The sequence below is a fragment of the Parafrankia sp. BMG5.11 genome, from assembly GCF_004337455.1.
On the sequence record NZ_SJXI01000059.1, the window covers coordinates 352,126 to 364,576 of the forward strand.

Below are 12,451 nucleotides of genomic sequence, written 5' to 3' on the forward strand. Positions count from 1 at the left end.
CGGTGATTCCGACCGCGGGCCGCCGCGGGCCGCCGCGGGCCGCCGCGGTGCCGGCCCTTGCGCTGGCGCGGCGCCGGCAGGCGGCCCGGGAGTGCGGGGGACCGTCGCGGGTAGCCCAGTCTCATGGCTGGAACTGACACCGGTGCGATCGTGCGTGAGCTGCTCGCCCGGCACGGCCGCACGTACGCCGAGGAGATCGACGTCGACGTCCCCGCCGACACGGCTGAGTCGATGTTCGGACTGCTGGTGTTCGCGCTGCTCGCGAGCGCCCGCATCCGCACGCCGATCGCCGTCGGCGCGTTCCGTGCGCTGCGTGAGCAGGGGTGGACGTCCGCAGCCGCCCTGGGTGAGGCGTCGTGGGCGGACCGGGCCCGCGTGCTCAACCGCAGCGGGTACGCCCGCTACGACGAGAGCACCTCGCGCACGTTCGGCGACGCCTGCGCCTACCTGCTCGACACCTACGACGGCGACATCCGGCGCCTGCGCGACGCGGCGGAGCGCACCCCGGACCGTGAGCGGGTCCTGCTCCAGAAGATCAAGGGGATAGGGCCGGTCGGCGCGGACATCTTCCTGCGCGAGGCCCAGGCCGCCTGGGACGAGCTGGTGCCCTACGCGGACCAGCGGGCGCTGGCGGCGGCGGCCGAGCTGGGCCTGCCGACCGACCCGCGGGACCTGAGCGACCTCGTCGAACGCGAGGACGTACCGCGCCTCGTCGCGGCGCTGGTGCGCACCCGGCTCGAGCACGACGCCGACGACGTGCGGCAGGCGGCGGCCCCTGGCGGGTGACGGCCTCGGCACCACGGACAGGCTGCCCGGGACCGGGGCCCAGGCCGCTGAACGGACCTCAGCGAGGGAGTGAACAGCATGACGAATCTCGGTCATGACGCGGGCCGCCGTGCGGACACCGCGCGCCAGGTCGCGTTCCTCACCGCGAAGGAAGGCGTTGAGCAGGTCGAGCTGACCGGACCCTGGCGGGCCGTGCGCGACGCCGGGTTCACCCCGGTCCTGGTCTCGACGGAGGAGGGGACGGTCCAGGCGTTCCACCATCTCGACCGCGCCGACACCTTCCCGGTGGACGCGACGGTCACCGGCGCCGACCCGGGTGACTTCGACGCGTTGGTGCTTCCCGGCGGGGTGGCCAATCCGGACACTTTGCGCTGGCAGCCGGGCGTCGTGCCGTTCGTCCGGACTTTCTTCGACCGTGGTCTTCCAGTGGCCGTGATCTGCCACGGCCCGTGGACGTTGATCGAGGCCGACGTCGTCCGGGGCCGGCGGGTCACGAGCTGGCCGAGTCTGCGGACGGACCTGCGCAACGCCGGTGCCACCTGGGTCGACGACGAGGTCGTGATCTGCCGGTCGGGGCCCAATCCGCTGATCAGCAGCCGGCGGCCGGGTGATCTGCCGGCTTTCGAGTCCGCGCTCGTCGGTGAGCTGGCACCGGCGCACGTCTGAACGCGGCCCGGCGGGCTCCGCCGCGCGGCGGGCACGGCGACCGTCACCCCGGCCGTCGGCCGCGCGGCGCCGAGCTGGACGTAGCCTGGGTGGCCGAGGAGAATCCGCGCTCGATCCGTCCACCGGCAGCCGCGTGCCGTCCTTCGGGGTCGGCTGGTGCCGGGCCAGCGTTGGCCCGGCGACCTCCCGGGGAGCGGCCGGCGCCGTGGCCGGCGAAGGCGCCCATCCGGGAGACGCGGCAGGTCGACAGCGGGACACGTCGTGGTGTGCGCTTCGGCGGGCGGGATGATCCGGGTGTGGTGGGCTGTTGGCGCCCGTGTACCCGCACCGGGACCTCCTCCCGACCCGCCTCCCGCCACCCGACCCGAAGGGACATCCGGTGCCGACGACACGTGACGGAGAGCTCGCCCGTGAGCAGGCCTACGTCGACACCCTCTACGGCCGGCTGGACGAGGTCCGGGAGACCACCAAAGGACAACTCCGACAGGTGCTGCTCGAGGCTGGCACCGGCACGCCGCAGTCGATCGTGGAACGCGACGTGTTCGCCGCGACGCATGCCGACCGGCTGGCCCGGCTCGACGCCGCCGAGGGGCGGCTGTGCTTCGGCGCGATGGACCACGCGGCCGGGGGGCGCACCTACATCGGCCGGATCGGGCTGACCGACCAGGAGCAGGAGCCGATCCTGGTCGACTGGCGGGCGCCCGTGGCCACCGCGTTCTACCAGGCGACCATCGCCGATCCGCGTGGCCTGACCCGCCGCCGCCACCTGCGCACCCGCGGTCGGCGGGTCACCGGCCTCGCCGACGACCCGCTCGACCCCCGCGCCTACCTCGCGCAGGCCGGCGCCGCCGACGGGGCTTCGGGGGCCGCCGAGGGCGATGCGGCCCCCGAAGCCGGCGCGGGCGCCGAGGCCGGGTTCGGCGCGACCGGGGACACGATGCTCCTCGAGGCGCTGTCCGCCCCGCGCACGGGCCGGATGCACGACATCGTCTCGACGCTGCAGGCCGAACAGGACAGGATCATCCGGGCGGCGGCGAACGCGGTGCTGGTGGTCGACGGTGGGCCGGGCACCGGCAAGACCGCCGTCGCGCTGCACCGTGCCGCATATCTCCTCTACACCGATCGCGACCGGCTCGTCCGGTCCGGGGTGCTCGTGGTCGGCCCCAGCCCCGTCTTCCTCCGCTACATCGAGCAGGTCCTGCCCTCCCTCGGCGAGACCGGAGTGGTGTTCGCGACCCCGGGACGGCTCTTCCCCGGTGTGGACGCGACCGGCGAGGACCAGGTCGCCGCCGCGTCCCTCAAGGGCGACGCACGGATGGCCGACGTCATCGCCGGCGCGGTCCGGGACCGCCAGCGGGCACCCGGCCGAGGGGTGCGGATCCGCCACGACGAGCACGACCTGCACCTGGACCGCGACACCATTGTCCGGGCCAGGACCCGGGCCCGCCGCAGCCGCCGCCCGCACAACTCCGCGCGCCGCGTGTTCATCCGCGAGCTGCTCGGCGCGTTGACGAACCAGGTGGTCTCCCGGTTGCCCGGTGGCCTCTTCGAGCCCGAGGAGCGCTCGGAGATCACTTCAGATCTGTGGGCGGACCCCGGCGTGCGGCGGGCCCTGAACGACCTGTGGCCGCTGCTCACCCCGGCCCGCCTGCTGGCCGACCTGTACGCCTCGCCGGAGCTCCTCGCCCGGGCCGCCGGTACCCGGCTCACCGCCGAGGAACGCGCCCTGCTGCGGCGCGAGGGCCCGGCGGACGCGCCGGCGCGGCGCTCCGGCGAAACCCGCTCCGCCGAAACCGGCCGGATCCGCTGGACTCCGGCGGATGTCGCACTGCTGGACGAGGCCGCGGAGCTGCTCGGTGACCCGGAGGAGGCCGCCCGCCTCGACGAGGCGCGCCGCGCCGCCGCCGAGCGCGCGGCCGAGCGGGAGTACGCCCGCGGAGTGCTGGAGATGCTCGGCCTCGACGACCGGCTCGACGCCGACACGGTCGCCGAGCGCTGGACCGCACCCCGCCAGCGCCGCGGCGCCGCCGAGTACGCGACCGGGGACCGGACCTGGACGTTCGGCCACCTCATCGTCGACGAGGCCCAGGAGGTCTCGCCGATGCTGTGGCGCCTGCTTTGGCGGCGCTGCCCGGGGCGCACCGCGACGCTCGTCGGGGATCTCGCCCAGGCGGCCCGCCCGCGGCCGCCGGAGAGCTGGGGCGAACTGCTGGGTCCGGCTGTCGGCGCCCACTACACCGTCGAGCGGCTCACCGTGAACTACCGTACCCCCAGCGAGATCATGGACGTCGCGGCCGACGTGCTGACGGCGGCCGATCCCACGGCCGCGCCGCCCCTGTCGGTCCGCTCCGCCGGCCGGCGCCCGGACGCCGTCCGGATACCGTCCGCCGACGAGGCGCTCCTGCGGGGCGTGGTCGACGAGTCCGTGCGGGCCGCGGGCGAGGCGGCCGGGGGGCGGGTCGCCGTGATCTGCCCGCCGGGGCGGACCGCGGAGATCCGGGCCGCCCTGCGCGCTGCCGTGCCCCAGCTCGCGCTGCCGAGGCAGCCCGACGACCCGGACGACCGCCCGACCGGGACCCGGGAGCCGGCGGAGGCGGACCTGCTGCTGGACGCGCCCGTCGCCGTCCTCACCGTCGCGGAGTCCAAGGGCCTCGAGTTCGACGCGGTGGTCCTCGTCGAACCGGCCGAGATCCTGGCCGGCCCGACCCGGGGCCTGGCGGATCTCTACGTGGCGCTGACCCGGGCCACCCGCGTGCTCACCGTGGTGCACACCGGGGAGCTCCCGGGCGTCCTGCATCGGATGCCGGTGCGCGGTGGCCCGGCGACACCCGAGGCCGGCGCTGCCCCGAGGGCGACCAGTCGCACCGAAGCCGAGGCCCACACCGCCCACGCCCACACCGACACCGATGACACCGACACCGACGATGCCGACACCGATGCCGGTCTCGGTGACCCGGTGGTCGGAGGCCGCCAGCTCAACCTGCTGTGGTGACCTCCTTCCGGAGCTGGCGGTGGTACAGGCGCGCGTAGGCGCCGTCGGCCTGGATCAGCTCGGCATGGGTGCCGTGCTCGACCACGGAGCCGTCGCCCATCACGTAGATGCGGTCGGCGTCGACGATCGTGGACAGCCGGTGCGCGATGACTATGCGGGTCCGCCCCGCCCCGAGGCGGGTCAGCGCCTCCTGGACGGTGTGCTCGGTCGCCGCGTCAAGCTGGGAGGTCGCCTCGTCCAGGATGAGTACCGGCGGGTCGGAGATCAGGACCCGGGCGAGCGCGAGGCGCTGGCGCTCCCCGCCCGAGAGCTGGTAGCCCCGGGCACCGACCTTCGTCCGGATGCCCTTGGGTAGCCGCTCCAGCATCGGGCCGAGGCCCGAGTCGACCACCGCCGCGGTGATCGCCTCGTCGGTGGCGTCGAGCTGTCCGTAGCGGACGTTCGCGGCGATCGTGTCGTTGAACAGGTGCGGGTCCTGCGGGACGACTCCGATCGTCGCCCGCAATGCGCTCCAGGTGAGGTCGGCGAAGTCCGTGTCGTCGCGCAGGAGGCGGCCGCGGTCGGGGCGGTGCACCCCGGACAGGAGGTAGCCGAGCGTCGTCTTGCCCGCGCCGCTCGCTCCGACGATCGCCGTCTTCTCGCCGGCCCCGGCGATGAGCCGGACATCGCGCAGGGCCCAGCGGCCCGCGGGGCCGGCCTCCCCGGCCTGGGCGGCCTCACCCGAGGCCGCCTGCTCGGGTTCCTGGTCCTCGTCCTCCTCATCGTCCGCGACGTACCACCACCGGCGGCGCACGTCTCGGCCGGCGGCGGACCAGGCGTTCTGCCGGCCTCCGGCATAGCGGAACCACACTCCGTCCACCACGATCTCGGGCGCGCGGACGGTGGGCGCGCTCGCCTCGGCCGGTGCCGTGCCGCTCCCCGCGGCCGGCGCGCCCGCGCCCGGCCCGGTGGCCCCACGGGGAGCCGGAACCCCGACCAGCCCGGTGCTCGACTCCGCCGCCCCGGCCGCCGCGGACCTGCCCGGGGCCGGCCGGCCCGCCGGCCCGGCGGTGGTGGTGGGGAGGTCCCGTGGGTCGGGCACCAGGTCGAGCAGCCCGAAGATCCGGTCGAAGGCGACACCGGCCTCGATCAGGTCGGCCCGGCTCTCGGCCAGGCCGGTGACCGGGCGGTAGGCGAACAGCAGCGCGCTCGCGAACGCGACCAGCGTTCCGACGGTCGCGCGCTGGGTGCTGACGAGCCAGATGCCGACGCTCATCACGGCGACGATGGCGAGCGCTGCACCAGCCGATGACATGAGCTGCGCCAGCGCGGACACCCTGATCCGCTTCAGGGAGATCCGGCGGGTCTGGTCGGCGATCGTGGCCAGCCGGCCGGACTCGTACATGCTGCGCCCGAACAGCCGTACGTGCAGGGCTCCCGACACGCTCGTCGTGTCGGTGATCAGGGCGAAGTGCGCCGAGCGCAGCTTGATGTGCTCCCTGGTCAGCTCGCGTCCGCGGCGCCGGCCCAGCGTCATCAGGCCGAAGACCAGCGGAGACAGGAGCACGGCGACCAGCGCGAGCCGCCAGTCCAGCAGGACGATGCTCACCACGCCCACCACCGCGGTGACCCCGGCGCTGATCGCGCGCGGGACGGAGAGCGACACCGCGCTGCGGACCTCGGCGATGTCCCCGCCGAACAGGGTCAGGACGTCGCCGTGCCGCTGGCCGGGGAAGAACGAGAACGGCAGCCGGAGCAACTGGTCGTGGATCGCGACGGTCGCGCGCATGTGCACCCGTTCACCGACACCCGAACCGACGAGGGTCGAGACGGCGCCCAGCAACGCCTGGAGAAGGAAGGCGGCCAGGAGCAGCGCGACCTGGCCGACCAGCGCGGTTCTGTCCTGGGTGGCGGACTGGTCGATCAGCCCGTCGTCGACGACCGCGCGCAGCACGAACGGAGTGACGGCCACGGACACGGCGCCGACGAGATCCAGCGCGACGATGGCCACCAGCCGGCCGCCCTGGTCGTCGAAGAAGCGGACCCCGCGCCGCGCCGTGCGGCTCGCGGTGAGACGGGCCAGAAGGAGCGCCATGAGAGTGGGGACCAGCGAGGCGCCGCGATCCGCCCCGCGGCGGCCACCGGCAGCACCGGAGCCATCACCGTGGTCGGCGCCAGCTCCGGCGGCGCCAGGGCCGGCCGCCAGGCCGGTCGGGGGCGGAGCTTTGGACGACATGTGCACCTCCCGTAGACACTCGATGATCGCCTGGTTGGGCCGGCATGATCCGGTGGTACGTCGGGATCGTCTCCCAGACCTACGACAGATCTCGGCTCACCAGCGAGACGACAACACCTGGACACGTCCCCTCGCCCGCGGCACCACTCGAAGGACTCGACCGGGGGCGGGGACGACCTGGGCGTACAGGGGATAGAGCTACCGAGGGCCGGGCCGCCCGATAACGGGCCGTCTCGGTGTCGGGCCGGCCCTCGGTGTGGTTCGGTGCGGACGGGAGGCGCGATGCGCGACGGTGATCTGCCCGGGGGCTCCCGGGCGGAGCGAACGACCCGCGCCCAGCCCGGCCGGGGCCGGAACCGGGGCCGGGGCCTGGGCCTGGGCCGCTCCCGGCCGGCCGGGAGCGGGAGCGCAGCGGCACGGGGCGAGGCTGAGGCCCGGGAGCTGGTCGCGCGGCTGCGCGCGGCCACCGGATCCGCCGTGGTCCGCACCGCGGGTGGCACGGCACCGGTGGTCGATCATTCGGCGCGGCGGCGCGCCGAGTACTCCTCGGACGCCTCCAACTACCGGGTCACCCCCGAGGTCGTCGTCCTGCCGCGCGACGTCGACGAGGTCCTCGCTGTCGCCGCGGTCTGCCGGGAGACGGGCACCGCGCTGACGGTGCGCGGCGCGGGGACGTCCATCGCCGGCAACGCGGTCGGCCCCGGGGTCGTCATGGACCTCAGTCGGCATCTCACCGGAACTCCGGACATCGACCCGGATTCCAGAACCGCCAAGGTCGCCCCCGGTCTGGTGCTGGACGACCTGCAGGCCGCCGCGCGCCCGCACCGGCTGCGGTTCGGCCCCGACCCGTCCACCCACGGTCGCGCCACCCTCGGCGGCATGATCGGGAACAACGCCTGCGGGGCGCACGCGGTGGCCTACGGGCGGACCGCCGACAACGTCGTCGCCCTCGACGTCGTGGACGGCACGGGCCGCCGTTTCGCCGCCACCGCCGCGGCGACAGGCACGCCACCGTCCGGCAACGGATCGCCTGCCGGGCCGGTGGTGCCGGGGCTCGACACCTTCGTCCACGCGAACCTCGGAGTGATCCGGACGGAGCTGGGGCGGTTCGACCGGCAGATCTCGGGCTACTCGCTGGAACATCTGCTGCCCGAACGCGGTGCCCATCTCGGGCGCGCTCTCGTCGGTACCGAGGGCACCTGCGCCGTCGTGCTCGGCGCGACGGTCGGGCTCGTCGAGGTACCGGCCGCGACCGCGCTCGCGGTGCTCGGATACCCGGACATGGCGACCGCCGCCGACGCCGTCCCCGGCCTGCTCGGCCACCGCCCGCTCGCCGTCGAGGGCATGGACGCCCGCCTCGTCGACGGGGTGCGCCGCCACCGGGGGAGCGGCACCGTCCCCACGCTGCCCGATGGCGGCGGCTGGCTGTTCGTCGAGGTCGGCGGGCCGACCGGGTCGGACGCCGCGGCCGCGGCGGCGGCGGTCGTGGCCGACGCGGGAGCAGGGGCGTCCATGGTGCTGCCGGCCGGGCCTGTGGCCGCGGCGCTCTGGCGCCTGCGGGAGGACGGGGCGGGCCTGGCGGGGCGCACCCCGGACGGGGCCCCGGCCTGGCCGGGCTGGGAGGACGCCGCCGTCCCGCCCGCCAACCTGGGTTCCTACCTGCGTGAGTTCGGCAAGCTGATGCGGGCCCACCAGCTGGACGGCGTCGCCTACGGTCACTTCGGCGACGGTTGCGTGCACGTGCGGATCGACTTCCCGCTCGCCGAGCACCCCGGCCGGCTGCGGACCTTCCTCACCGCGGCGGCGCACCTGGTCGTCGCGCACGGCGGCTCGCTGACCGGCGAGCACGGGGACGGGCGGGCCCGCGGCGAGCTGCTTCCGATCATGTACTCGCCGGACGCTCTGGCGGCCTTCGCCGCCTTCAAACACATCTTCGACCCGGACGACCTGATGAACCCCGGCGTCGTCGTGCGCCCACGGCCGCTTGACGCCGACCTGCGCCGCCCGCGGGCCCGTCCGCTGCCGCGGGTGGAAGGGAGCTTCGCGCTCACCGCGGACGCGGGGGACCTCACTCAGGCCGTGCACCGCTGCGTCGGCCTGGCGAAGTGCCGGGCGGACACGTCCACGTCCGGGGGCTTCATGTGCCCGTCCTTCCTGGCCACCCGGGACGAGAAGGACTCGACCCGGGGCCGCGCGCGGGTCCTGCAGGAGCTTGCCGCCGGTGGCCCCGCCGGCCCGGGTGGTGCGCCGGCCATCCCCGCGCCCGCGCGGCGGGAGTGGCGCGATCCGGCGGTGCGCGAGTCGCTCGACCTCTGCCTGTCGTGCCGTGCCTGCGCCCGGGACTGCCCGGCCGGTGTCGACGTCGCCCGGTACAAGTCCGAGGTGCTGCACCGGGCCTACCGCCGTCGCCCGCGACCGGCGGCGCACTACGCCCTCGGCTGGCTGCCCCGGTGGACGCGTCTCGCCGGGCGCGCGCCCCGGGTGGTCAACGCGGCGCTGCGCACCGACGCGATCCGCCGTCCACTGTTCCGGCTCGGCGGTCTGGACGCCCGCCGCGCCGCGCCGGAGTTCGCCGCGGAGCCGTTCCACCGCTGGTGGCGGCGAACCAGCCGGAACGCGCCGGCCGCCACCGGCGACCGGACGGACCCACCGGTGCTGCTGTGGGTCGACACCTTCACCGACGCGTTCGCGCCCGGCGCCGCGCGGGCGGCGGTCGAGGTCCTCACCGCCGCCGGCCACCGGGTACTGATCCCGAGCGGACGGCCCGCCTGCTGCGGCCTCACCTGGATCACCACCGGCCAACTGGACGGGGCGCGGCGCCGCCTGCGCCGGGCCCTCGACCAGCTCGCCCCCTACGCGCTCAGCGGGATCCCGATCGTGGGGCTGGAGCCGTCGTGCACGGCTGTTCTGCGGGACGACCTCGTCGAGCTGTTCCCCGGAGACCGGCGGGCCGAGGCGCTCGCGGCGGGCGTGCGGACGCTCGCCGAGCTGCTGACCCAGGATGGCGGCCCCGAACGGCGCCCGGCCAGGAGCCCCGCCGGCGGCGGAAACCCGGCCGGTGGAAGGAACCCCGCGGGCGGGTGGCGGCTTCCGCGGCTGGACGGCGTGCGGGTGCTCGCGCAGCCGCACTGCCACCAGCACGCGGTCATGGGCTTCGAGACCGACAGCGCGCTGCTGCGGGCCGCCGGCGCGGAGGTCGAGACCCTGGCGGGGTGCTGCGGCCTGGCCGGTGACTTCGGGATGCGGCGTGGGCACCACGACATCTCGGTCGCCGTCGCCGAGCGGGCGCTGCTGCCCGCCCTGCGCGCGGCGGGGGAGGACACGGTGCTGCTCGCGGACGGCTTCTCGTGCCGCACGCAGGCCGCCCAGCTCGGTGGCCGGACTGCTTATCACCTCGCCGAGCTACTTGCCAAAAAGTTGCGTCCCGGCTGACCCAACGGTCGAATTTCACAGAAACAACGGATAGCTGTGGTGCGGTGACCGTCCTGGGTCACTGTGGTGCTGTGCGCATCTCACCGGTCACGGAGACGGCAGGCGGATCGTCCGCCGCCGTCCGCCGCCGGCGCACACGGCGCCGGCCTCACCTGGCGAGCCGTCAACGGACGCACCTGTTCACGCGCCTGCGGACTCGCCTCCGGACCCTGCCGATCGTGCTCGCGGCGCTGCTCGTGGCCGCCGGGTGTGTCTCGTGCGTGTCCTGGAACGACTCGTCCGATGCCACGGACTCGCACGGTTCGGGTGCCTCGTGCCCGCCCGTGCCGGGGGTCACGGCGGACGAGGTCCGGCTCGGCCTGCTGTTCCCGAACACCGGCAACGCGGCGTCGCTGTTCGACCCGTTCCGGGCCGGGGTCGACGCCCGGCTCGGGGTGGCGAACGCGGCCGGTGGCGTCCAGGGGCGGAGCATCGAGTACTCGTGGCGCGACGACGAATCGCAGCCCAGCGTCAACGAGACCGCGGCCCGCATGCTCGTCGACCAGCACCAGGTGTTCGGGATCGTCGAGTCCACCACGGCCGCGTCCGGCTCGGCGGAGTTCCTGCACAGCCGCGGCATCCCGGTCACCGGAACGTCGCTGGAGGCGTCCTGGACCACCTTCGACAACATGTTCAGCTACTCGAACATGATCGCGGACGGTGCCTCGGTGTCGACCTGGGGTGACTTCGTCGCCGAGCGCGGGGGGACGACGGCGCTGATCGCCGCGTCGAGCTTCTCGGCCGCCTCGGGCGCCTTCGGCGAGGAGCTGGTCGCCAGCCTGGAGGCAGCCGGGGTGCGGGTCGTCGGCACCCTCGACGCGACCGGGCCGATCGACTTCGCCGACGTCGGCGCGCAGGTGCGTGACAGCGGTGTCGACACGCTCGTCGGGGCGGTCACGGGGGCCGCGTTCGGCCAGGTCGTGCTGGGCGCCCGGGGGGCCGGGGCCAGCCTGCGGGTGATCCTCTCGCCGTCCGGGTACGACCAGAGCCTGCTGGACGTCTTCGGCCGGGTGCTGAGCGGCGTCTACATCTTCGTCGACTACCAGCCGTTCGAACTCGACACGCCGGGCCACCGCGCCTTCCTCGACGCGATGACGCGGTACGCCCCGTACCTGCAGCCGCCGAACAGGCAGGCCGCGCTCTCCGGCTGGATCTCGACCGACATGTTCCTGCGCGGGCTGGCCGAGGCCGGCCGGTGCCCGAGCCGGGAGCGCTTCATCGAGGAGCTGCGCGCCGTCCGCGACTACGCCGCCGACGGGCTGCTGCCGGCGCCCATCGACTTCACGGACTCCTTCGGTCAGCTCGGCCGGTGCTACACCTTCCTTCAGGTGGCTCCCGACGCGAGCCGCTTCGACGTGCTCCGGCCGGCACCGCGCTGCGGCCGGCTCGAGCACTGACCCGCGGCCCGGCCGGCGGCGCCGGCATCAACATCCCGACAATCGGCCTTCTGGCGACCGGCCGTTGTGAAAGAGCCCGTCTGACGAGTAAGCAAGGGGCGCGTGACGGGCCACCCTGGGACCTTCGACCCAGGACCAATGTCCTAATGTGACGGGACCACGCCTGTCCGTCATTGCCCATGCGCGGTCAGCGGTGGAAAGATCCTCCTGTCGCCCGGGGACCCCCCGACCCCGGGCGACGTTTTGCCCCCATACGCGACGCCCCCATCCACGCCCACGCCGCAGCCCCGCCGCGCCAGCGGCCAGCGGCCAGCGCCGACCGGTCAGCCGTGGGCGGGCCGTGGCTCGGCACGAAGGAGGAAACGTGCAGAGCCCCGGCGACACCGGTGGCGCCGCCGCCCCACGTTTCCTCCGCGTGGGCGCGTACGCGGTCTGCGTCCGGGACGACCACCTCCTGCTCGCGCGTTTCAGCCCCGGTGACCCGGCGGGGGCCCGGTGGACGCTGCCGGGCGGTGGCCTGGACCACGGCGAGCACCCCGAGCAGGGCGCCATTCGCGAGGTCCGCGAGGAGACCGGGCACGACGTGGAGCTCACCGGCCTGCTCGGCATCGACTCGATCCATTACCTGCAGCGGGACGGCACCGACTTCCACGGCCTGCGGGTGCTGTACTCGGCGCGGGTCGTCGGCGGCACGCTGCGCCACGAGATCGGCGGCTCCACCGACCTGGCCGCCTGGATCCCCCTGGCCGACGTGCCGGCGCTCGACCGGATCGGGCTCGTCGACATCGCCCTCGACCTCGCCCGCGGCGCCGGCCGGATTCCCGCCGCGCCCGGTGGCGGGGCCGGCCTCGGAGACGGGCGGCTGGCCCGGGTGGTGGGCGGCTGATCTCGGTGACGGAAGCTCGCCGACGCGATTCTCGGTAG

General features: G+C 74.9%; 7 protein-coding genes. 6 read left to right on the forward strand and 1 reads right to left on the reverse strand.

Features of this window, described 5'->3' with window-relative positions; translation table 11 throughout:
• The first annotated feature begins 123 nt into the window (after positions 1 to 123).
• The 3 genes from E0504_RS34455 to E0504_RS34465 all read left to right on the forward strand — a co-directional run bounded on the left by E0504_RS34455 (position 124) and on the right by E0504_RS34465 (position 4,444).
• Complete coding sequence (locus tag E0504_RS34455) at positions 124 to 786, forward strand: hypothetical protein (RefSeq protein WP_071066595.1); 663 nt, start codon at positions 124 to 126, stop codon at positions 784 to 786.
• Positions 787 to 864: 78 nt separating this feature from the next.
• The gene (locus tag E0504_RS34460) at positions 865 to 1,452 is read left to right on the forward strand and encodes a type 1 glutamine amidotransferase domain-containing protein (RefSeq protein WP_112105993.1); all 588 of its coding nucleotides are present in this window, start codon (positions 865 to 867) and stop codon (positions 1,450 to 1,452) included.
• A gap of 379 nt (positions 1,453 to 1,831) precedes the next feature.
• Entirely contained in the window at positions 1,832 to 4,444 is a 2,613-nt protein-coding gene (locus E0504_RS34465) for an ATP-binding domain-containing protein (RefSeq protein WP_112105992.1), read from the forward strand.
• Here the strand turns inward: E0504_RS34465 and E0504_RS34470 are convergent.
• Positions 4,428 to 6,659 carry an ABC transporter ATP-binding protein gene (locus tag E0504_RS34470; RefSeq protein ID WP_235013894.1) on the reverse strand — a complete coding sequence of 744 codons (2,232 nt, stop codon included), beginning with the start codon at positions 6,657 to 6,659 and terminating at the stop codon, positions 4,428 to 4,430. The genes E0504_RS34465 and E0504_RS34470 overlap by 17 nt on opposite strands.
• Before the next feature lie 282 nt (positions 6,660 to 6,941).
• On the opposite strand from E0504_RS34470, the gene E0504_RS34475 reads away from it, so the two are divergent.
• From E0504_RS34475 to E0504_RS34485, 3 genes are all read left to right on the forward strand, one after another.
• Positions 6,942 to 10,091: an FAD-binding and (Fe-S)-binding domain-containing protein gene (locus tag E0504_RS34475; protein ID WP_112105973.1), complete on the forward strand. Its 3,150-nt coding sequence runs from the start codon at positions 6,942 to 6,944 to the stop codon at positions 10,089 to 10,091.
• Between the two features lie 71 nt (positions 10,092 to 10,162).
• On the forward strand, positions 10,163 to 11,527 hold the full coding sequence (locus E0504_RS34480) for an ABC transporter substrate-binding protein (protein ID WP_112105972.1): 1,365 nt from the start codon (positions 10,163 to 10,165) through the stop codon (positions 11,525 to 11,527).
• A 364-nt stretch (positions 11,528 to 11,891) separates the two neighbouring features.
• Positions 11,892 to 12,413 carry an NUDIX hydrolase gene (locus E0504_RS34485; RefSeq protein ID WP_112105971.1) on the forward strand — a complete coding sequence of 174 codons (522 nt, stop codon included), beginning with the start codon at positions 11,892 to 11,894 and terminating at the stop codon, positions 12,411 to 12,413.
• The last annotated feature ends 38 nt before the right edge of the window (positions 12,414 to 12,451 follow it).

Excerpts from the sequence above, each read along its gene's own strand:
- E0504_RS34455 (WP_071066595.1), top strand. The coding sequence starts at position 124 with ATGGCTGGAACTGACACCGGTGCGATCGTGCGTGAGCTGCTCGCCCGG.
- E0504_RS34460 (WP_112105993.1), top strand. The coding sequence starts at position 865 with ATGACGAATCTCGGTCATGACGCGGGCCGCCGTGCGGACACCGCGCGC.
- E0504_RS34470 (WP_235013894.1), bottom strand. The coding sequence starts at position 6,659 with ATGTCGTCCAAAGCTCCGCCCCCGACCGGCCTGGCGGCCGGCCCTGGC.
- E0504_RS34475 (WP_112105973.1), top strand. The coding sequence starts at position 6,942 with ATGCGCGACGGTGATCTGCCCGGGGGCTCCCGGGCGGAGCGAACGACC.